At 44.4% G+C, this 21,026-nt stretch carries 24 protein-coding genes and 1 pseudogene; 19 read left to right on the plus strand and 6 right to left on the minus strand.

The window, feature by feature from the left end; translation table 11 throughout:
* Nucleotides 1-568: 568 nt before the first annotated feature.
* From ACTNBR_RS10955 to ACTNBR_RS10975, 5 genes and pseudogenes are all read left to right on the plus strand, one after another.
* The gene (locus tag ACTNBR_RS10955; protein WP_441018328.1) at nt 569-1,813 is read left to right on the plus strand and encodes a saccharopine dehydrogenase family protein; all 1,245 of its coding nucleotides are present in this window, start codon (nt 569-571) and stop codon (nt 1,811-1,813) included.
* A gap of 15 nt (nt 1,814-1,828) precedes the next feature.
* Nucleotides 1,829-2,599 (plus strand): annotated as a pseudogene (locus tag ACTNBR_RS10960) (class I SAM-dependent methyltransferase); the annotation flags it as partial.
* A 168-nt stretch (nt 2,600-2,767) separates the two neighbouring features.
* Complete coding sequence (locus ACTNBR_RS10965; protein WP_427807030.1) at nt 2,768-3,196, plus strand: methyltransferase domain-containing protein; 429 nt, start codon at nt 2,768-2,770, stop codon at nt 3,194-3,196.
* Between the two features lie 45 nt (nt 3,197-3,241).
* Nucleotides 3,242-3,373 (plus strand): hypothetical protein, encoded by a 132-nt coding sequence (locus tag ACTNBR_RS10970; RefSeq protein WP_427806984.1) that lies wholly within the window; start codon nt 3,242-3,244, stop codon nt 3,371-3,373.
* Between the two features lie 156 nt (nt 3,374-3,529).
* On the plus strand, nt 3,530-5,230 hold the full coding sequence (locus ACTNBR_RS10975) for a carbon starvation CstA family protein (RefSeq protein ID WP_441018326.1): 1,701 nt from the start codon (nt 3,530-3,532) through the stop codon (nt 5,228-5,230).
* A gap of 81 nt (nt 5,231-5,311) precedes the next feature.
* Here ACTNBR_RS10975 and ACTNBR_RS10980 read toward each other — a convergent pair whose 3' ends face one another.
* From ACTNBR_RS10980 to ACTNBR_RS11005, 6 genes are all read right to left on the minus strand, one after another.
* Nucleotides 5,312-6,346, minus strand: coding sequence for a PTS sugar transporter subunit IIC (locus tag ACTNBR_RS10980; RefSeq protein ID WP_427806986.1), 1,035 nt, complete (start codon nt 6,344-6,346; stop codon nt 5,312-5,314).
* Between the two features lie 194 nt (nt 6,347-6,540).
* Nucleotides 6,541-7,392 (minus strand): response regulator, encoded by an 852-nt coding sequence (locus ACTNBR_RS10985; RefSeq protein ID WP_427806987.1) that lies wholly within the window; start codon nt 7,390-7,392, stop codon nt 6,541-6,543.
* Nucleotides 7,393-7,398: 6 nt separating this feature from the next.
* Nucleotides 7,399-8,649, minus strand: a complete 1,251-nt coding sequence (locus ACTNBR_RS10990) for an ATP-binding protein (protein WP_427806988.1) — start codon at nt 8,647-8,649, stop codon at nt 7,399-7,401.
* A gap of 27 nt (nt 8,650-8,676) precedes the next feature.
* Entirely contained in the window at nt 8,677-8,988 is a 312-nt protein-coding gene (locus tag ACTNBR_RS10995; RefSeq protein ID WP_427819661.1) for an AzlD domain-containing protein, read from the minus strand.
* On the minus strand, nt 8,978-9,739 hold the full coding sequence (locus tag ACTNBR_RS11000) for an AzlC family ABC transporter permease (RefSeq protein WP_427806990.1): 762 nt from the start codon (nt 9,737-9,739) through the stop codon (nt 8,978-8,980). Before ACTNBR_RS11000 ends, ACTNBR_RS10995 begins: the two co-directional genes overlap by 11 nt.
* A gap of 93 nt (nt 9,740-9,832) precedes the next feature.
* Nucleotides 9,833-11,179, minus strand: a complete 1,347-nt coding sequence (locus ACTNBR_RS11005; protein WP_441018324.1) for an MATE family efflux transporter — start codon at nt 11,177-11,179, stop codon at nt 9,833-9,835.
* Nucleotides 11,180-11,479: 300 nt separating this feature from the next.
* Between ACTNBR_RS11005 and ACTNBR_RS11010 the strand changes: the two genes are divergently transcribed.
* The 14 genes from ACTNBR_RS11010 to ACTNBR_RS11075 all read left to right on the plus strand — a co-directional run bounded on the left by ACTNBR_RS11010 (nt 11,480) and on the right by ACTNBR_RS11075 (nt 21,024).
* On the plus strand, nt 11,480-12,274 hold the full coding sequence (locus ACTNBR_RS11010) for a threonine/serine exporter family protein (protein WP_441018322.1): 795 nt from the start codon (nt 11,480-11,482) through the stop codon (nt 12,272-12,274).
* A 3-nt stretch (nt 12,275-12,277) separates the two neighbouring features.
* Nucleotides 12,278-12,724 carry a threonine/serine exporter family protein gene (locus ACTNBR_RS11015; protein ID WP_427806993.1) on the plus strand — a complete coding sequence of 149 codons (447 nt, stop codon included), beginning with the start codon at nt 12,278-12,280 and terminating at the stop codon, nt 12,722-12,724.
* A 92-nt stretch (nt 12,725-12,816) separates the two neighbouring features.
* Nucleotides 12,817-13,161 carry a PadR family transcriptional regulator gene (locus ACTNBR_RS11020; RefSeq protein ID WP_441030100.1) on the plus strand — a complete coding sequence of 115 codons (345 nt, stop codon included), beginning with the start codon at nt 12,817-12,819 and terminating at the stop codon, nt 13,159-13,161.
* A gap of 1 nt (nt 13,162) precedes the next feature.
* Nucleotides 13,163-13,822: a DUF3887 domain-containing protein gene (locus ACTNBR_RS11025; RefSeq protein WP_441018318.1), complete on the plus strand. Its 660-nt coding sequence runs from the start codon at nt 13,163-13,165 to the stop codon at nt 13,820-13,822.
* Nucleotides 13,823-13,891: 69 nt separating this feature from the next.
* Nucleotides 13,892-14,293, plus strand: coding sequence for an SdpI family protein (locus ACTNBR_RS11030; protein WP_427806996.1), 402 nt, complete (start codon nt 13,892-13,894; stop codon nt 14,291-14,293).
* Nucleotides 14,286-14,633: a hypothetical protein gene (locus tag ACTNBR_RS11035; RefSeq protein ID WP_427806997.1), complete on the plus strand. Its 348-nt coding sequence runs from the start codon at nt 14,286-14,288 to the stop codon at nt 14,631-14,633. Before ACTNBR_RS11030 ends, ACTNBR_RS11035 begins: the two co-directional genes overlap by 8 nt.
* Nucleotides 14,634-14,752: 119 nt before the next feature.
* On the plus strand, nt 14,753-15,466 hold the full coding sequence (locus ACTNBR_RS11040; RefSeq protein WP_427806998.1) for an IMP cyclohydrolase: 714 nt from the start codon (nt 14,753-14,755) through the stop codon (nt 15,464-15,466).
* Nucleotides 15,467-15,484: 18 nt separating this feature from the next.
* Nucleotides 15,485-16,663 (plus strand): phosphoribosylaminoimidazolecarboxamide formyltransferase, encoded by a 1,179-nt coding sequence (locus ACTNBR_RS11045; RefSeq protein ID WP_427806999.1) that lies wholly within the window; start codon nt 15,485-15,487, stop codon nt 16,661-16,663.
* A gap of 240 nt (nt 16,664-16,903) precedes the next feature.
* Nucleotides 16,904-17,494 (plus strand): manganese efflux pump MntP family protein, encoded by a 591-nt coding sequence (locus ACTNBR_RS11050; protein ID WP_427807000.1) that lies wholly within the window; start codon nt 16,904-16,906, stop codon nt 17,492-17,494.
* Nucleotides 17,495-17,547: 53 nt separating this feature from the next.
* Complete coding sequence (locus ACTNBR_RS11055; RefSeq protein WP_427807002.1) at nt 17,548-18,960, plus strand: radical SAM protein; 1,413 nt, start codon at nt 17,548-17,550, stop codon at nt 18,958-18,960.
* Nucleotides 18,961-19,083: 123 nt separating this feature from the next.
* On the plus strand, nt 19,084-19,644 hold the full coding sequence (locus ACTNBR_RS11060; protein WP_427807003.1) for a TetR family transcriptional regulator: 561 nt from the start codon (nt 19,084-19,086) through the stop codon (nt 19,642-19,644).
* A gap of 237 nt (nt 19,645-19,881) precedes the next feature.
* Complete coding sequence (locus ACTNBR_RS11065) at nt 19,882-20,364, plus strand: Na+/H+ antiporter subunit E (protein ID WP_427807004.1); 483 nt, start codon at nt 19,882-19,884, stop codon at nt 20,362-20,364.
* Nucleotides 20,349-20,681 (plus strand): monovalent cation/H+ antiporter complex subunit F, encoded by a 333-nt coding sequence (locus ACTNBR_RS11070; protein WP_427807005.1) that lies wholly within the window; start codon nt 20,349-20,351, stop codon nt 20,679-20,681. The genes ACTNBR_RS11065 and ACTNBR_RS11070 overlap by 16 nt, the downstream gene beginning before the upstream one ends.
* Entirely contained in the window at nt 20,668-21,024 is a 357-nt protein-coding gene (locus ACTNBR_RS11075) for a cation:proton antiporter (RefSeq protein ID WP_427807006.1), read from the plus strand. The genes ACTNBR_RS11070 and ACTNBR_RS11075 overlap by 14 nt, the downstream gene beginning before the upstream one ends.
* The last annotated feature ends 2 nt before the right edge of the window (nt 21,025-21,026 follow it).

Below are 21,026 nucleotides of genomic sequence, written 5' to 3' on the forward strand. Positions count from 1 at the left end.
CAAAGGTGGGATTTGTTAGAAATAGCATTTACGAAAAAGGATTAAAGAAAATGGCTAAAGCATGACGTAATGCTGTAGAAAGAAGAATGTCGGAAAGCCGTGTGAGGGAGACCCTCATGCACGGTTTGATGAGGGGCGGATGAAAGGTTCATCCGCCTACTCTACCATACATATGAGAAAATCAACCGTTATATTCAGAATGGAGAAAATTCTTGACAGCAGAGTGAGAATTTGTTAGGTTTAAAGAAAAAGAAATGGATGAGGTCAGCTTAAGACGCCGTTTGAATCGGGGCCGAAGCAGCAAAGATTACAGCCAGATGCATCCAGTGTAATCGGGAAACTAGCAGGCAAAAGGAAGGCCGACTGACAATTCTTTGGAGAGAATACGAACGCAGGATTTCTGAAATTCTGGACGGGTATCACCTACGAGGACATAACCAACTGGTAAAAGGACAGAGAAGATCAAGATGCACGATGGGAGTGCGTCTTGTTTTCTTTTTTTGCCGGGTAGAGAATAGAATAATGAGACAACGATCCGGAATATGGATGCCGGTCAGGAGGTAAGGTTATGAGAATGATGCTTGTGGGAAGCGGAGCTGTAGGTGAGTGCATCGTGAAGATGCTGAAAGAACGTGATGAGGCGGGGGAATGGTTTGAATTCTGTCTGCTTTGTGACATCAGTTTGGAAAGAGCGGAGGAAGTGCAAAGGAATCTGAATGATGCAAGATTTTATGCAGAATACTTGGATGCGACTAAAAAAGAAGAAATAAAAAAGTTGATAAAAGAATATAATATTGATTTTGTAATGGATGCATCCAGCCCATTTTGCGCAAATTACATTTTTGATGCAGCTTTTGAGTCGGGCGTGGACTATTCCAATATGGGAACTTGGTCTGTTCCTAAGGAGAATCCTGCCTATGGACTTGGGATTGAGAACAGCTATGATGAAGTGATGACGGCCTATAATTTTGACCGAGATGATGCTTGGCGGAATCAGGGAAATACGGCGCTGATCTGTCTGGGAATCGATCCGGGTGTGGTAAATGTGTTTGCAAAATATCTCTGTAAATACGAATTTGATGAAGTGGAAGAACTTCACGTGCGGGACGGCGGCAATCTGGAAGTGGCCGGCGAGGAAGATGATATTGTATTTGGATTTAATGTCTGGACGGTGCTGGATGAGGTTATGAATCCGAATGTAGAATACGATAAGGACCGTGGAGGATTCCTGGTGGAGAAGCCGTTCGCCGGGCAGGAAGTCTTCTGCATGCCGGAGGTCGGAGATAATACCTTCGTCAAGGTAGAGCATGAAGAAACGGTAACCATGCCAAGATATCTCTCTCAATATGGACTGAAGCGCTGTACGTTTAAGATTTCTCTTGATGAGAAGCTGATTCAGGCACTGAAGGTTCTGGACCATCTGCATTTGAATACGACGAAAAAGGTTAAGGTCGGGGATGTGGAAGTGGTACCGCGTGATGTGATCGCTGCATGTGCACCGGCACCGAAGAATATCAAGGACGAGATGTCCGGAGAGATGGTGGTGGGTGTTCTTGCTATCGGGAAAAAAGATGGAAAAACAAAGAAGATAATGATGTATCAGTCGTATTCCAATGAAGAAGCGATGAAACGGTTCTCCATGCAGGCGGTCGTGGCACAGACCGGATTCGGTGCAGCGCTTGCGATTGAACTTTATGCGAAAGGGATTTACAGGAAACCGGGTGTCTTTTCGTTGGAAGCATTTGAGCCGGAACCGTATCTGGCGCTGATGAATGAAACGGGATTCACATATGCGTTCCGGGAATATGAATAGAGTGGAGTTTTTATTATGATGACAGAACTGGAGAAATACTATAACAAGTTTAACGAGGAGAAGCGCTTGAACAGCCGCCATGGACAGGTGGAATTTCTGACTTCTATGAAATACATTCACGAATATCTTCCGGAGGATAAATCCGCGAAAATCCTCGACGTTGGTGCAGGAACCGGACGTTATTCGGTGGCGCTGGCGGAAGAAGGATATGATGTGACGGCGGTGGAACTTGTAAAGTATAATCTTGGAATTCTGAAGAAGAAGAACAGTACTGTCAAAGCATATCAGGGAAATGCCATGAAGCTTTCCAGATTCCCGGATAACGAGTTTGACGTTGTGTTGGTGTTTGGGCCGATGTATCACCTGTATACGATGGAGGACAAGGTGAAGGCGCTGAAGGAGGCGAAGCGCGTTGTTAAAGAGGACGGCGTGATTCTTGTGGCGTATGTTATGAATGAATACAGTGTGCTGACGTATGGATTTAAGGAAAATCATATTCTGGAGTCTCTGGAGAAGGGGAAGCTTACAGAGGATTTCCACGTGATCGCAAAGCCGGAAGATCTGTACGATTATGTCCGGATAGAAGATATCGATGCATATAACCAGGCGGCAGGACTGGAACGGATCAAATTGATCTCTGCGGACGGAGCGGCCGATTATATGCGTCCGATTTTGAATGCAATGGATGAAAAGACATTTGAAAGTTTCATAAAGTACCATTTAATGACATGCGAACGGAAAGAACTGTTGGGGGCAACAGCACATACAGTGGATATTTTAAGGAAACAGAAGAAGTCTGCGGACATCCATGACAGTGTACGACGTGATTATGGAAAGATTGCAAGGGAAGAATTTGAGGGATCTGTTCTGAGTGGAAATAATGGTTCCAAGGAAATATCGTCCAGTGTGGGGTATACGCAGGAAGAACTGGCATTAGCTCCAGAAGGGGCAAATATGGGACTGGGATGTGGAAATCCGCATCGGAAGGCAGAGATTTCTCAGGGAGAAGTGGTGCTTGATTTGGGAAGCGGAACCGGACTTGACTGTTTTATCGCAGGGAAAAAGGTCGGCAGAAGAGGAAGAGTGATTGGCGTCGATATGACACCGGAGATGATCTCTAAGGCGCGCAAAATTGCTAAGGAAAACAAAATACGTAATGTAGAATTCCGACTGGGAGAGATTGAGAATCTTCCTGTCGCTGACTGTACGGCGGATGTATGCATTTCCAATTGTGTGATCAATATGTCCGATAATAAACCAAGAGTGTACCGGGAGATTTACCGGGTGCTGAAGCCCGGAGGAAGGATTTCCCTGTGTGATATTGTGATCATGAAAGAGCTGACCGAAGAAATGAAGAGGGACGAAGCCATGCATTCCTGCTGAGTGTCCGGAGCGTCTTCGGTAGAAGAATTGGAAAAAATTATTAAAATGGCAGGATTTGAGGAAGTGGAAGTGATTGCGAAGCCTGTCTCCAAGGAATATGAAGAACGATGGGGACGATCCCTGGCGATTGGTGAATATATCATGTCTTCAGCCATCACGGCAAGAAAACCATTATAAAAAATATTTTATAAAACCTACAAAAATCGATAAAAATATTCGGTAATTTTATGTATTATGCTTCTTGAATTCAACGTCTTAAAGTGGTAAAACAATGAGGTGAGAATTGAGGAAAGAGACGAAAGAAAAGAGACGAAAGAAAAGAGGAGTGATTTTATGAATGGTATTTTAATGATGGTGATCGCCATTGTGGTGTTGAGTGCAGGATACCTTTTCTATGGACGATACCTTGAGAAGAAATGGGGAATTGACCCGAATGCCAAGACACCGGCGTATGAGCTGGAGGATGGCGTAGACTATGTGCCGGCTGATACAAATATTGTATTTGGTCATCAGTTTGCATCGATCGCAGGAGCGGGACCGATCAACGGCCCGATTCAGGCAGCAATTTTTGGATGGCTTCCGGCATTCTTGTGGATTCTGATTGGCGGTGTTTTTGTAGGAGCGGTACAGGACTTCGCAGCAATGTATGCTTCAGTAAAAAATAAAGGCCGTACAATCGGATATATTATTGAAGAATATATTGGAAAGTTGGGAAAGAAATTATTTTCAATCTTTTGCTGGCTGTTTTGTATTTTGGTTATTGCAGCATTTGCTGATGTGGTTGCAGGTACATTCAACGGCTTTTCGGCAGATGCATCCGGCGCTGTGACGAAAGTGGCGGCAAACGGGTCTGTTGCGACTACTTCTGTACTGTTTATTTTTGAGGCGGTTGCACTTGGAATGATTCTGAAATACGCAAAGTTGAATAAATGGGTGAATACAGCAATTGCGATTGTCATGCTGGTAGCGGCAGTTGCAATCGGACTTGCCTGCCCGGTTTATATGAGCCTTGGAACCTGGCACATTATTATTTTTATATATATTATGATTGCCTGTGTAACTCCGGTGTGGGCACTTTTACAACCACGTGATTATTTGAACAGCTATCTGCTGATTTTCATGATCGGAGCCGCAGTGATTGGCGTTTTTGTGGCAAATCCATCATGCAACCTTCAGGCGGTGACAAGCTTTAATGTAGATGGAAAGAGCATGTTCCCGATCCTGTTTGTGACGATTGCGTGTGGTGCGGTATCCGGATTCCATTCACTGGTTTCATCAGGAACTGCTTCAAAGCAGATTAAGAATGAAAAGAATATGCTTCCGGTTTCCTACGGAGCAATGCTTTTGGAGAGTATGCTTGCGGTATTGGCACTGATTGCGGTTGCTTCCTTCGCTGAGGGAGAGGCTGCCAGTCAGGGACTTCTGACCCAGCCTCAGATTTTTGCAGGAGCGATTGCAAATTTCCTGTCAGTGATCGGGCTTCCGCATGATCTGATCTTTACATTGATCAATCTTTCCGTATCTGCATTCGCACTGACATCTTTGGATTCTGTTGCACGTGTGGCACGTATTTCTTTCCAGGAGTTTTTCCTTGAAGACGGAGATACTTCGGATACAATGCCTGCATGGAAAAAAATTCTGACGAATAACTATGTTTCTACAATTGTGACTCTGATTGTCGCATATATGCTTGCGAAAGTTGGATATGCTGAGATCTGGCCATTATTTGGCTCAGGAAATCAGCTTCTTGCAGTACTTGCTCTGCTGGCTTGCGCTGCATTCCTGAAGAAGACACATCGTCAGGGTGTTATGCTTTGGATTCCGATGGTATTTATGATGGCGGTAACTTTCACTGCGCTTGCGACAACAAGTATCAATCTGTCAAAACAATTGATGACAACAGGACTTAGTCTTGGAAATACACTTCAGCTTATCTTTGCTGTACTGCTTCTGATTCTCGGTATTATTGTAGCGGTACAGGGAATCAAGAAACTGACAGAGAAAGAAGATACAGTTCCTGCATCAGCAAAATAAATAATATAGAAGAAAGTATACATGGAAACAGCCCGGCGTTTTGATTTGAACGCCGGGCTGTTTCTTATGGGTTCTATGAAATTATTCCAGCACGGCTCCTTCCGGAATCGTGGCTGTTTCGGTATGTGCGAAACGCTTCTTGAATACGGTTGATCCAACCACGCCTGCTGTAATTCCTCCAAGGATTGCAAGTCCGATGGCAGCAATTACTTTAAGCGGCGGATTAAAAGCAAACGGTGCCAGAAGTCCCGGAATCGGGGAAGCAGTACCGGGAGCGTTGTTAATTATACCAAATACTGCAGCTGATAATCCAGCCAGTGCTCCTCCGCAGAAGTTTGAACAATAAATAGGTATCGGATTCTGTGTTATAATATCTGCCTGAGTCAGTGGCTCCAGCATGACGGCGATAATGTTGCTTCTGTCACCCAGTTTTAAGCGATGGAAAATAATTCCGTTTGTAAAAGATCCGCCCACACATGCGATGGCTGCGATTCCCATTGCAAGTCCGTCGAGTCCGAGCATGGCGGTAAGCGCCATGGAACTAAGAGGAGAGGTACAGATCATTTTCATGATGCCTCCGAGCAGAAGTCCCATGACGATCGGAGACTGATCTGCAGCAGCGGAGATTGTCTGGCCGATTTTCAATAAAGTAGAGTTTACTACAGGATCTACGAGGATTGCGATCGCTCTGGCAGCAGGAGCGATGATCAGTGCACCTGCTATGATATTCAGCCCTTCAGGAAGTTTCTTTTCGAGTATCGGAGAAATCAGTCCTACGATGTAACCGGCGATAAATCCAGGAAGAATTCCGTAACCGCCTACAGCAACACCGGCTACGACAGCAAATACCGGATTCGCACCCATGCTGATTGGTACTGTGATCGCTGCAGCAACACCGCCAAGACTTCCGGATGTTGCGCCGAGTTCCTGAAAGAAAGCAAGTCCAAGCAAGTCGCCTGTGATATAACGATGAACAGCCTCTATCAGAAATGTAGCGATGGCAGCATTTGCCATACCCGACATGGCAGCCTGGCCTTTCGGCATTTTCAGACTGAAGAGAGAGAAACCAGCGAGGGTCAGAAGTAACAAACCAATTCCAGAAATAATTGTAACCATAATTGCCTCCTAATTAAATATTTGTTTTCGTGATAACATTGAATATGCGGATATCATAGGAAGCAAGTTTCAAAAAGATTCAAATGGTATCAAAATGGAAAGAAAGTTCTAAAAAAGTCACAAAAAAAGAGCCTGGCAATTGTATATTTTGTCAATAAACGGCTCCTTTTATAGATGAAATTAATATATGTATATTAGTGATCTTCGCAGGCAAGAACCAGTGAATTCAGAAAGTTTTTAATTTTTACATTTCCATGTTTGTCACTTTTTCCACGGATATAGTCCATTTCCCGACGTACTTGCTCGAAATTGTAGAGTGTATTGGCATACGTCGTGAAAATATCATTTGAGTAGTCTTCCAGCCCGAGATTCGCAAGATTTACCATGCCGGTAAAGGCAGTGCGTCGAATGCGCTGCTCCATAGATTTCGGCGAATCCGTGAAGTTGCTGCAGAGATCACTTAAAGTGGTGTCGTCCATATTTTCATCATTTTCCATCAGATAATCGACCAGAGTAATGATGTCACGGCTTCCTTTTTCGCCGATGATTCCAAGTTGACGGAGGATGCTCCTGAGTCGTAAAATCTGTTGCTTTTCTGCCGTTTCTTCCACCGCAGGAGAGGGTGTACGCATCTGCTGGTCAAGAAAGATGTTTTGTACTTGAGTCAGAGTCCGTCTTGCACCCAGGGAATCGATCACCTTTCGGATCACAGACTCTACTTCGATACTGTTGACCGGTTTCTGGATATAGAATTCAATCCCGCTTTCGTAAGCACTTGCGATCATATCCTTGGATGTAACCTGAGAAAGCATGATATAGGCACAATCCGGAAGAATATTGCGGGCTTTTTTGACGAAAGAGATACCATCTATTTCCGGCATCAGAAGGTCGACTATGATAATGTCGGGCTGGGCCGTAAGCAGATCATCCAGTCCGTCGGTTCCACTCTGGGCGGTTCCGCATACTTCGCCGAGCTGCCTGCTTTTGATAATCAATTTCAGAATATTCAGAACATTGCGGTCATCATCGATTAAATAGAATTTCATTTTATATTACCTCCAGTCACTTTTGGGTATGCGGATGTGAAATGTAGTGCAGCCCGGAACGGAAGAAACCTGGATTTCCCCGTTCCACTGGTTTTTAATCAGATCCTGTACCAGATTAAGGCCAAGTCCCCGACTGATTTCGCCCGTTGTAAAATTAATCTTGGTTGAAAAACCGGGAGAAAAGATCTGCTCCAGATCCTCAGGCAGAATTCCCGGACCGTCATCGGTAACGTCAAAAAGGTAAGAGTCAGCATCTGTGGATTGGATCACGTGAATCTGCGGATTGTCTTTCTCAGAAGCTTCAATCGCATTCGTAAGAAGATTACGGAATACACTCATCAGGAAATAATGATTTTCCGTGTAGAGATTTTCCTGAATCTGGAATGAGATGTCTGCTTTTTTATCCGAAGATTCTGTGGTGAGGCTTTGCTTTAGGACGGTGAGAATATCGGTCAGATACATTCCTTCATCTTTCAGATTCAGGTCCAGAGCTTCCGATAAACCTCGGAGAATCAGCAGATATTCTTTTTTTATCTCGTGGATATCTTTCGCAACACCAAGTGCCTTGCGGGAAAGTGTCTCATCGGTTCCGTTTTCTTCTAGCTCGCGGTATAGCTGGTAGGAGGTATTCATGGTTTCTTCAATCAGACCTGTATTCTTCTTCATCCACACAACTTCTCCGTTTAATTTCGAGATCAGCAGAAGAAGACGCTGATAGCGCAGAGCATGTTCCCGGCGAAGAAGGCTGAACTTATAATGATGAAGGCAGAACAGTATTCCATAAATAATGAGGGAACGTGAAAAAGCAACCAGCAAAATCCCAAACTGTGATTTTATGTTAAATGCGCCTGCCCCCAGTCTTACCAGCAACTCCGTCAGATTGGAAATATAGTCAAAGATAAAGAGTACTGCTGCACAATCTGGGGAAAGTGTTTCTTTCTTGTGGCTGTAAATATAGAACAGAGTTCCGTAAACCAGATAAAATATCATTTCCGGGAAAAAACTGTAGAATTGAATCTGATCATATCGCAGCCATTCTGAGAGAACACGTGAAGTCAGCACACCGACAGCGGAGATAAATGTTACCGGAAGAACCGGATATTTCCCAAACATAACAAAGGTAATAGGAAAGATCAGAGTGCCGATCGAAATTCTGAAGTTGTCAATAAAAAGATTCATATTGATCTGTGCACCGATGATAATGAAAATGCCGATCAGAAGAATCTGCTGGAAATGTTTTGCATATTTTTCTGCCATAGCTGCCTCCTTATGAATGAGACTGTTTTAAATTCCGGTTATCAGTTCGACCAGAAATACACTGATGCAGGAGATCAACGATACACTGATCAGACTTCGTTTCTGCCATGCGAGGATAAGCGCGACTGCAAATCCCACGGCAGCTGACCATATATTCGCCGTTGCACTCAGAATGGCGGGGAAAGTCATAACTGCCAGCGTGACATACGGCACATAATACAGAAATGAGCGTATAAACGGATTCTTGATCTCTTTTCGGATCAAAGTCAGCGGTACCAGCCGGATCAGATAGGTGACTACTGCCATAACAAGTATGTAAATGTAAATATTATGCTTCATTTTCAGAACCCTCCTTTGCGGATGCAGGACTGTTTTCAGCGGTGTCGGGATTTTCTTCCTTTACAGGGAAGAAAAACGCAGCAGCGCCTGCGATAACCAAAGTCAAAATAATGATCCGAAAGCCGGATGAGATCTGGTTCAAATAAGGCGCTTTCGTAAATATAAGGCTCAGGATCATGGAAACAAGAACCAGAGCGCGAATCACCCGGCTCTCTTTGGCAGGAGGAATGATGACTGCGATGAACATTCCGTAAAGCGCAACACTGAGTGCACTGACAACTCGTGTCGGGAGGACATTTCCCATAACAATCCCGAGAAACGTGCCAAGAACCCATCCGGGAGCAGCAACACTGATCACACCGTAGGAATAATAGGGGCTTAATTTGCCTTTACAGCCTATGGACACGCCGAAAATCTCATCTGTAACACCGTAAGCAATGAAGAAACGGTGAAAGAACGGCAGATGATTATCCAGCTTCTGAGACAAAGCGCAGGACATCAGGCAGTATCTCAGATTGATGATGAACTGGGTGACTGCCATTTCCATGTAGGACGCGGATGCGCTGATCAGGGACAATCCTGCAAATTGTCCGGCACTGGTCAGATTGGTCGCGGAAATGAGCACAGCCTCCCAGGCTGAGATTCCGGCATTTCTCCCCATTATGCCGAACGTAAAAGAGACTGCCATGTATCCGAGAAAGATTGGAATTCCATCCCGGACTCCGGCAGTAAAATTCGCTTTTTTATTCATTTGTAAAACCTCTCTTCAGTTTAAATTGGCATATATTGGAATTACGTATACTTTATCATTCTAACACCTGAACAGCGGTTTGTAAATTCTAGATTATAGCTTCTTGAGCACGGTCCGGCGCATGGTCAGATAGCAGGCAAGTCCGCCGATGACATTTGAAATCGGTTCTGCGAGAAAGACTCCGTTCACACCCAGTCCTCCGATATGAGGCAGGAGTAAGGTAAGGGGCGTTACGATGATTGCCTTCCTGAGAATCGAGAAAAATACGGCATATTTTGCTCTGCCCAACGCTTTGAACACGCTCTGTCCGGTAAACTGAAAGGCCATCATACAAAATCCGAAGAAATAAATATGCATGGCGGGGATTGCTTTTAGCATCAGCGAAGGATCCCGGTTGAAAATTCCGATAAATAACTCCGGAAACAGGGAAATGAGTCCCCAGATGCAGACGGTGTAGCCAATGCCGAGCTGGCTCATGAAGCGGATCGCTTTTTTCATCAGTGGGATCTGATCGGCCCCGTAATTGTAGCTGATGATCGGAGATGCTCCGTCAGCAATGGCCAGAACCGGGGCGGAGGCAATCTCACGGACGGAATTCAGTACAGTCATGACCGTGATGTAGAGGTCGCCTCCGTATATCTGCAGCATGGAATTGCAGGCGATCTGCACAAGCCCGTTGGTGAAAGACATTACGAATGAAGAAATTCCCAGTTTCGTGATTTCGGCAATACATGCAAAATCAGGGCGGAACCCTTTGAAATCCAGAGTGAGCTCAGCATGCTTTCCGGTGAGGAAGAAAAGTACCCACAAGGCAGAAAAAAACTGGGAAAGGACGGTAGCGATCGCAGCACCTTTTACGCCCATATGGAAACCAAAAATAAATACAGGATCCAGAATCAGATTACATAGAGCGCCGAGCAGGACGGTCTTCATCCCTGTCCGTGCAAAGCCCTGGCAATTAATGTATGGGTTAAGTCCGAGGGAGATCATGACAAAGACCGTACCCAGAAGGTAGATGATCATATAGCCGGAGGCATAAGGATAAAGCCGGTCACTTGCGCCGAAAAGGTAAAGTAGCGGCTTGTGAAAGAGTATGCCAAGCAGTGTGATCAGAATTCCAGTGATTATTAGGCAGAAACAGGCATTGTTCATGATGCCCCGGGCCGTTTTCGTGTCCCCTTTGCCCCGGGCGATGGAGCAAAGGGGAGAGCCGCCGGTGCCGAACAGGTTCGCGAAGGCAGTCACCATTGTAATGACCGGGAAACACAGTCCCAGTCCGGCGAGCGCAGTACTCCCTTCACCCGGAATCCTTCCGATATAGATACGGTCTATGATATTGTAGAGCAGATTGATGAGCTGGGCAACAAGCATCGGAGCCGCGACAGAGAGGACACTGCGGCGGACATGATTGCTGCCGAAATCGACTTGTTCAGATACCATGAGTTTTTCCTTTCTATATTTCGCTATAGTTTTTAATTATAGTACAATTTCAGGATGTGAGTATACGCATGTATTGTAACGCCTTGAGAGATAGGCTTCAAGTAAAAAATGTGGTTAAATCTGTGAAGATAAAAAATATTCTGGAATGCAGTGAAAAATTACAGCGCGTTTTCATATTTTTTCGAAATTCAGAAATTGTGCAAAATAATTATGGAATACGAAACAACAGCGTGTTAAAATATTGTCAAAAAGTCATTTGGGAGAGAAAAGAATGCGAAGGTATTCTTGAACGGGGGAGATATGGATCAAGATAATAAAAAAAATGCAGACATGTTATTGACAAAAGAAACAGCTGGTAAGCTCCTGCATATATTTCTGAATATGGGAGAAAAACTCATGGGATGCGGCGCGGAAGTGAAGCGTGTGGAAGATACACTGATCCGTCTGGGAAATGCGTATGGTGCAGTGAAAATGAATGTATTCGTAATCACTTCCAGCATTGTAGTTACGATGGAACTGCCCGGAGGAGAGAGAATTACACAGACAAGAAGAATCCTGGGCGCGGGAGGAACGGATTTTACAAGGATGGAGTGTCTGAATGAATTGAGCAGACGGTGCTGTGAACACCCTATGGATCCGGAAACGTTTCAGTATGAGATGGAGCATTTGAAAAAGGCACCCGGTGGTCTTTTGTTGTATGCAGGAAGTGCACTGGCTGCAGGAAGCCATGCGGTTTTTTTTGGCGGAACACTGATTGATGCGATGTTTGCCGCAGTATTCGGAATCCTGATATGTTACCTGCAGAAGGTTCTTCCGAAAATATGTCCGAACAATATGATTTTTAATCTGACGGCGGCCTTTCTCGCCGGATCGGGAATCTGTGCTGTGGGAAGAGCACTTCCGTTTCTGCATACTGACAAAATCATGATTGGTGATATTATGCTTCTTATTCCGGGGATTGCGATGACGAACTCGATTCGTGATATTCTGGTAGGGGATACGATATCGGGCCTTATGAGATTGATAGAAAGTATTCTGTGGGCCGGAAGTCTGGCGTGCGGATTCATGACGGCGATTTTGCTGATTGGGGGTTAAAAAATGAAAGAAATCATAGTACAGCTTTTTATGGCTTTTTCTTGCTCTTTGGGTTTTGCTATTGTGTTTGGCGTCAGGGTTGGACTTATGATACCGGCTTCTCTGGGGGCGACGCTGAGCTGGGCGGTTTATCTGATTGGTATTCACTATGAAAAAGGAATTTTTATTTCCTGCCTTGCCGGAGCTGCAATGGCAGCACTCTATGCTGAGATTCAGGCGCGTGTCTGGAAGGCTCCTGCAACTTTATTTCTGGTGCCGGCTCTGATACCTCTGATTCCGGGAAGCACGCTGTATTATACGATGAGCGGCGTGGTAGGAAGAAACTGGGAGATGGCAAGTGATTACGGGAGCAGGACATTGCAGTATGCGTTGGCAATTGCGGCGGGCATCAGTCTTGTATGGGCGGTAACCTCTATGATTTTTTATATAGTAAAAAAAGGAAATGAATAAAAATAAAAAAAGGCTTATCGGGCCTTTTTTTATTTGACATGCATAAGTGCCCGGTATTATAATATACTTAGCAATACAAAGTATATGAGGTGATGATTCTGAACGATAAATATGAGACGCAGATGAAGAAGGGAGTTCTTGATATGCTGGTGCTCAGACTGCTCAAAGAGGAGGAAAAGTATGGATATCAGATTATCAGTGAGATGAAGGAAAAAAGCAATGGAAGATTCGCACTGAAAGAAGGGACTTTGTATCCGGTGCTTTATCGCCTGGAGAATGACCGTTTGGTAGAGAGCCGGTGGAGTGAACCGACAGGGAAGCAGGCATCCAGAAAATATTACGCACTGACACCGCAGGGAGAGACCGAGCTTTGCGAGATCGAGAAGGTATGGAGCGAGATTACGGACAGTGTAAGAATGATCATGGAGGAGTCGTAATATGAATGAGAGATTCGATGAGAAGCAGTATGTTCAGCAGGTTGTAAAGATGCTTAAGTGTTCCAAAGAGCAGAAGGAAGAGATACGCAGGCAGCTGGAGGCTGATATCAGGGATGCGAGAGAACGAAATGAAAGTGATGCAGAGATAAAACAATCTCTTGGTTCACCGGTTGCGATGGCAGAGGAATTCAATCGTACTTTCCCGGAAAGCGAAGGAAGAAAATACAGGAAGGCTAAACGGATTCGCATTCTTCTCTTGATTCTGGGAATCGCAGTGATCGTGGCAGTGGTTGTATATCGTATGCTTCCCAAGGGTGTACCGATTGAAGAAAGCAGTATCTTTAAGGAAACAGAAGTGGAGGCTCAGTCTGAGAAACTCATTGCTCTTCTGGATGGAGGGGATTATGAGGCGATGGCAGAGATTGCAACTTCGGAAATGCAGCCTTACCTAACCGAAGAAAAAATGGAAGAAGCAAAGAAAACGATTGGCGACGATTGGGGAACATTCCGGAATTTTGGGAAAACGTATATGACAGAAATAAGGCAGAATGGGCAAAGCTTTGCCATGGTACAGATGAATGCTTCTTATGATAATGTAAGTGTCACCTATACCTTAACGTTTGATGCCGAGATGAAGCTGGCGGGAATCTATATGAAATGATTCGGGGATAACGGTTTCTTAGAATAATATGAATTTTGAAAAGTGAGATGTGACAAGGAGGGGAAGAAAATGGGTTTCTGGATATTTATGCTGGTAATGAATTTGTTGATTCCGATCACTATGATTGGATTCGGAAAAATGTTTATGCGAAACAGTCCGAGAGCAATCAACGGGATCTTCGGTTACCGGACGGCAAATTCCATGAAGAATATGGATACATGGCAGTTCGCGCACAAGTATTTCGGAAAAAGATGGTATAAGCTGGGATGGCTGATTCTGCTACCGTCTATACTGGGGATGATACCGGTGATCGGGAAGGATGACGATATTGTGGGAATTGTGGGATCGGTTATCATAACGATACAGTGTGTGGTGTTGATCCTTCCGATCTTCTCGACGGAAAAAGCTTTAAAAAGAACCTTTGATAAAGACGGAAAACGGATCAACAAGGAAGAATGGGAGGATGAGTAGGATGACTGAGGCTGGAATTGGATTTATCATATGGGCACTGGCGGGAGCCGCATTTATCGGATTGGGGATATATTGTATTTTCAGCAAAAAGTCTGCCGCATTTGGATTCTGGGCAAATGCGAAGATGTTCGAAGTGGAAGATGTGCGGGGCTATAATCGGGCATTGGGAAAATTGTGGTGTGCATACGGAATCGGTTTTATCCTGCTTGGGATTCCTTTGGTTAACTACGAGCAAAATTCTCCGGTAATCCTGCTGTCTGTAATCGGTGTGATGGCTGAGACCATTGCGGTTATGGTAGTTTATATAACGAAGATCGAAAAAAAGTACCGGAAAAAGTAAAAACAGAGAAATCTTAATTATTTTGCAGAAATACTGGAAATATGTCGTATGGTTGGTTATAATTAATCTGATAAATCGTCGTATAAAAATAAGTACAAGTTATAAAAGGAGAATCAGACATGGATATGTTATCTATTGAAAAAGAACTGCAGAGCAATTCTTATCCGGGAAGAGGTATTATCATCGGCAAGTCTGCTGACGGAACCAAAGCGGTAACTGCTTATTTTATCATGGGCAGAAGTGAGAACAGCCGCAACCGTGTATTTGTGGAAGAAGGAGAAGGAATCCGTACACAGGCTTTTGACGAGTCAAAGCTGACAGACCCGAGTCTGATCATTTATGCACCGGTTCGTGTATTGGGGAATAAGACGATCGTAACGAACGGAGATCAGACAGATACGATTTATGAAGGCATGGACAAGCAGATGACATTTGAACAGTCCCTGAGAAGCCGTGAGTTCGAACCGGACGGACCGAACTATACACCTCGTATTTCCGGTATTATGCATATCGAAAGCGGAAGATATAACTATGCAATGTCTATTTTGAAGAGCAACAATGGCAATCCGGAAGCATGCAACCGTTATACATTTGCGTATGAGAATCCGGTGGCCGGAGAAGGACATTTCATCCATACTTACAAATGTGACGGCAATCCGCTGCCGAGCTTTGAAGGAGAACCGAAGCTGATCGCAATTCCGGATGATATGGATGCATTTACGGACACATTATGGAACAGCCTGAATGAAGACAATAAGGTTTCACTGTTTGTCAGATATATTGACATCGCAACCGGTAAATATGAGACCAGAATTGTAAATAAGAACAAATAAGCAAAAGGAGCATATGTCATGAATGAATTAGAATTAAAATACGGATGTAACCCGAACCAGAAACCATCACGTATCTATATGAAGGACGGAAGTGAGCTTCCGATCAAGGTGTTATGCGGACGCCCGGGATACATCAACTTCCTCGATGCATTTAACGGATGGCAGCTTGTCAGCGAGCTGAAGAAAGCGACCGGACTTCCGGCGGCAACTTCATTCAAGCACGTATCTCCGGCAGGAGCGGCAGTCGGACTTCCGCTCGACGAGACACTGGCGAAGATTTACTGGGTGGACGATCTGGGAGAACTCTCTCCGCTTGCAAGTGCTTATGCGCGTGCGAGAGGTGCGGACAGAATGTCTTCTTTCGGTGATTTCATTTCTTTATCTGATGTGTGTGATGTAGATACCGCAAAGCTGATCAAACGCGAGGTTTCCGATGGTGTGATCGCACCGGGATATGAACCGGAAGCACTGGAGATCCTGAAACAGAAGAAGAACGGTAATTATAATGTGATCCAGATCGATCCGGATTATGTGCCTGCTCCGCTGGAACACAAAGATGTCTTCGGCATTACCTTTGAACAGGGAAGAAATGAATTGAAGATCGATGAAGATTTCTTCGCAAATGTAGTGACTGAGAATAAGGAAATTCCGAAAGAAGCGAAGATCGATCTTGCAATCTCCATGATTACGTTGAAATATACACAGTCCAATTCTGTATGCTATGTAAAGGGCGGACAGGCAATCGGTATCGGAGCAGGACAGCAGTCCCGTATCCACTGTACTCGTCTTGCCGGACAGAAGGCAGATAACTGGTGGCTGAGACAGTGCCCGAAGGTTCTGGAGCTTCCGTTCAAAGAAGGAATCAGACGTGCAGACAGAGACAATGCGATCGATGTGTACATTGGAGATGAATACATGGATGTGCTGGCAGACGGCGCATGGGAGAACATCTTCACAGAAAAGCCGGAAGTCTTCACAAGAGAAGAAAAGAGAGCATGGCTTGATAAGATGACCGATGTTTCTCTTGGATCCGATGCGTTCTTCCCATTTGGCGATAACATTGAGAGAGCACATAAGAGCGGCGTGAAATACATTGCACAGCCGGGCGGATCTGTGAGAGATGATAATGTTATTGAGACATGTAATAAATATGGAATGGCGATGGCATTTACCGGAATCCGTTTGTTCCATCATTAAAAATGCAGCTTATGTGTGTATCATAAGAATAAAAAAATCCCGTGGGTTCACGGGATTTTTTTTTGCCCTGAAATTAGCAAATGTTATGAAACTTATAACTCTGAAAAAACGACAAAAACAGACAATTGTAGTAAAATTTTGAACAAAAACAGAAGTTTGAAGATTTATTATCCGTATGTCGGGTCATAGAATAGGAAGGGAGAAAAGGAAAAGCAAAGGAAAAGCAAAGGAGGCATATCTGTGGGTATATTAGAAATTCTTTTGATTTCTATAGGTCTTTCGCTGGATGTGGTGGTTGTGCACGTCTGTGTAGGAGCAGGGTTTTCCAGACCTCACAAACGGGATGCACTGATATCGGGGATTCTGTTCAGCGGTTCTCAGCTTCTGGCGCTTCTTCTGGGAAATGCGGTTGCCTGGGTTCTGAGACCGGGGAAGGCAGGAGAGGAACGACTCTTTGCTGCGGCAAACAGTTGGGAAATAGGTTCCGTTTTCATTTTTATCGGACTTGGAATCTATATGCTTCTGAAGGCAGAGAAGAACGAAACGGTATTTGAGAGGAGAAATGACCAGATCAACTGGAAACGTATGGGGATGCTTGCGGCAGCGACTAGTGTGGATGCATTGTTTGCGGGAATCGGGATTGGATTCTGGAACGTGGATTTTGCGAACCAGATGCTGATTATGGGCCCCATCACAGTGATCCAGTCCATTCTGGGAATCTATATCGGATACCGGCTGGGATGTGAACACAACCGAAGAACCTATGGAATAGGCGGAATTATGCTTTTAATTGCAGGATTTGATATTGCGATCACCTGTATACTCCGATAGGAGAAAGCAAAACATTTTATTTTTCATCTTTTTGTTTCGAGAGGAGAAAGAATATGAGTGAATTGACACACAGAGCTGCAAGGGCTACATTCGGAAAAACAATTGATGTGGTAATCAAACATGTAAACAAAGACAGAGAAAAAGGGTTTCTGGAAATGGTGGACCTGACGGAAAGGTATATGGGGGATCATTTTCCAAAGTCTGCCTATGAGGGAGCGAGAAAATTGATCCAGGACCCCGAATCAAAATGGATGAAATATGTGGAGTGTCTTTTGAAAGAAATTGATCCGAACGTGATCCGGCAGACCGCATTGAATCTTGGGGTTGAAGCGGCACTCAACGGTACAAAGAAAATAAGAAGTATGCGTGAAGTGCATCAGTGTAATATTCCGTGGCTGATCCTGATGGATCCGACAAGTGCCTGCAATCTGCACTGCACCGGCTGCTGGGCGGCCGAATATGGTCACAAGATGAATCTTACATATGAAGAAATGGACCGGGTCATCACACAGGGCAAAGAACTTGGGATTTATTTCTATATGTATACGGGTGGAGAGCCCTTGGTGAGGAAGAAAGATATCATCCGGTTGTGTGAAAAACACTATGATTGCGCATTTCATGCCTTCACGAACGGAACGCTTGTGGATGAGGAATTCTGCGAAGAAATGAGAAGAGTCGGGAACCTCTCGTTATCGATCAGTCTGGAAGGGTTTGAGGAGGTTAATGACCTAAGGCGCGGAGCGGGTGTGTTTGATAAAGTCATGCATACAATGGATCTGCTGAAAAAGCATGGTCAGATTTTCGGCACTTCAATCTGCTATACAAGCAAAAATATTGAGACGGTCACTTCCGATGAGTTCTTGGATATGATTATTAAAAAGGGATGCCGTTTTACATGGTATTTTCACTATATGCCGGTCGGAAATGATGCCGCACCGGAGTTGATGCCGACCAGGGAACAGAGGGAATACATGTATCACAGAGTTCGGGAGATCCGTGGAATGTCCGGTGGAAAACCGATCTTTGCGATGGATTTCCAGAATGACGGAGAGTATGTGGGAGGATGCATTGCAGGAGGAAGAAATTATTGCCATATTAATGCCAACGGAGATGTGGAACCGTGTGTTTTTATCCACTATTCTTCTGCAAATATCCGGGAAATGACGCTTCTGGATGCTCTGAAACAGCCGCTTTTCATGGCGTATCGTGACCGGCAGCCATTCAATACGAACCATCTGCGTCCGTGTCCGATGTTGGAAAATCCGGAGATACTTCAGGAAATGATCCGGGAGAGCGGTGCGAAATCTACGGATCTGATGTCACCGGAAAGTGCAGAGCATCTCTGTGGAAAGTGTGTGGAGTATGCGGCAAGCTGGCAGAAGACGGCAGATGAACTCTGGGAAAAACATCCGCGTCAGACAAAAGGATATACAAATTATAAAAAGAAAACGGCTGTGCATTCCTGAAATGCTGGCGGCATAGTTTGAAAATGAGATGCTTTTGTGCTATGATAGCCATAAATGCAGTCCGGACAAGGGCAGGAGGGAGTCTGTATTTCAGGATAAATCTGTGAGAATCAGGGTGTTTACATGGAGAAGAAAAGAGAACTGACGAAGAGCCTTTTGGCGGAAAGCTTTAAGGAACTTTTGATCAAAGGATCGTTTGACAAAATAACAATTAAGACGATAACGGATCTGGCTGGAGTAATCAGACCTACATTCTATAATTATTTTCAGGATAAATATGAAGTGATGGAGTGGCTCCTGGAGACGGAAGTGTTTCAGAATGCCCGTGAAATGGTTGTATCGGATATGCCGAAGGGAGCCATACATCTGGTTTTTAAAAAGATGGAGAAAGACAGAGTATATTATCAGAAGGCATTTGAAGTGACAGGGCAGAACGGTTTTGAAGAAATACTGACTCGTCAGGTCATGGAACTGCTTGAACTCCTTCTGAATAAACATGGAGTCAAACTGGAGAAGATGCAGGGCCTCAGAAACCGGGAGACCTTCGTTCTCTTTCAAACGATTTCGGTGGTCAATGGTTTGAAATACTGGATTACAAATAAAAATACTACACTTACAGCAGATGAGGCAATGGAATTTTGCAATTTCATGATGTCACACTCGATTCTGGATATTATGGATTAGGAAGAAACTAAATGATCCGGATCAAAAAGCGCAGAAAGGAAACGATGAGGTATCTCCGGGAAAAGGGAGACCTCATTTTTTTCGCCTTTTAAGAGGCCCTTAGCGGTAGTTTAGCCTTTTTGTGTATTTACTGGACTTTACTGGAAGAAAGTGTTAAAATGATAACGTTTTTTGTAAGGGTTACCCGAAAGTAAGGATTATGAAAAAAATCTCTGATTAGCAGAATGGAGGAGAGAGATGTTTTTACTGTATTTTTTATTGTGGATTATCTTTAACGGAAATTTCACATTAGAGATATGTCTGTTTGGTATGGTTATCGCATCGGCAATGTTTGCGTTTACATGTAAATTTATGGATTATAGTATTGAAAAAGAAAAGCGAAATATGTGTCGAATCTTTCGTTTCCTGAAATATATTTGTGTGTTGGTCAAAGAGATCGTGAAAGCCAACCTTGTGGTAATTCACATGATCTTATCGGAAAAGGAGGAAATCGAGCCGGCGCTGGTAAGCTTCCATTCGGATATGAATACACCGGCAGGAAAAGCGTTCCTGGCTAATGCGATTACGCTGACACCGGGGACGATCACGGTGACTTTGGAAGAGTCGGACTATACCGTGCATTGTCTGGATGAAAGTCTGGCAGTGGGGATTGCGGATTCTGTATTTGTGGAGATGCTTAGCGAGCTGGAAGAGGAGGATGCAAAATGGGAAGAGGAATAGCAGGGCTTGATAAGATGTATCATATTGTATTTATTGCGGCGCTTATTTTTCTGGCGGTGATGCTGATGCTTTGCTTGATTCGTGCCATCATAGGCCCGCGGATTGCAGACCGGATCGTCTCGGTCAATATGATGGGAACGATCGTAATGGTGATGATTGCGATTCTCGCACTGATGCAGGAGGAAGGTTATCTGGTTGATATTTGTCTGATCTATGCGATGATCAGTTTCCTTGCAGTGATTGTGCTGACAAAGGTTTATATGGGAGTATATATCCAAAAGAAAGAAGAGGAGGAGAAGAAAAATGGCAGTCATTGAGTGGGTAAGATTTCTGGCAGGCACAGCGCTTCTGGTGAGCGGTCTGATTATTTTTGCGATTGAGATGATCGGTGTGTTCCGGTTTAAATATGTATTGAACCGGATGCATGCAGCGGCAATGGGTGATACACTGGGGATCGGCTTCTCGCTGGCAGGTCTGATTCTTATGAGTGGTTTGAATTTCACATCCTTGAAGCTTCTGTTTGTTATTGTGTTTTTGTGGTTTTCATCTCCGGTATCATCTCATCTGATCGCGAGACTCGAGGTGACGACAGACGAAGAGAAGGAAAAGCATTATAAGATTCTTTCGTTGGAAGAATTGGAGAAAGAAGTGGAGGAATAGGA

This window comes from Bariatricus sp. HCP28S3_F11, from assembly GCF_052065395.1.
Taxonomy (GTDB): domain Bacteria; phylum Bacillota; class Clostridia; order Lachnospirales; family Lachnospiraceae; genus Allocoprococcus.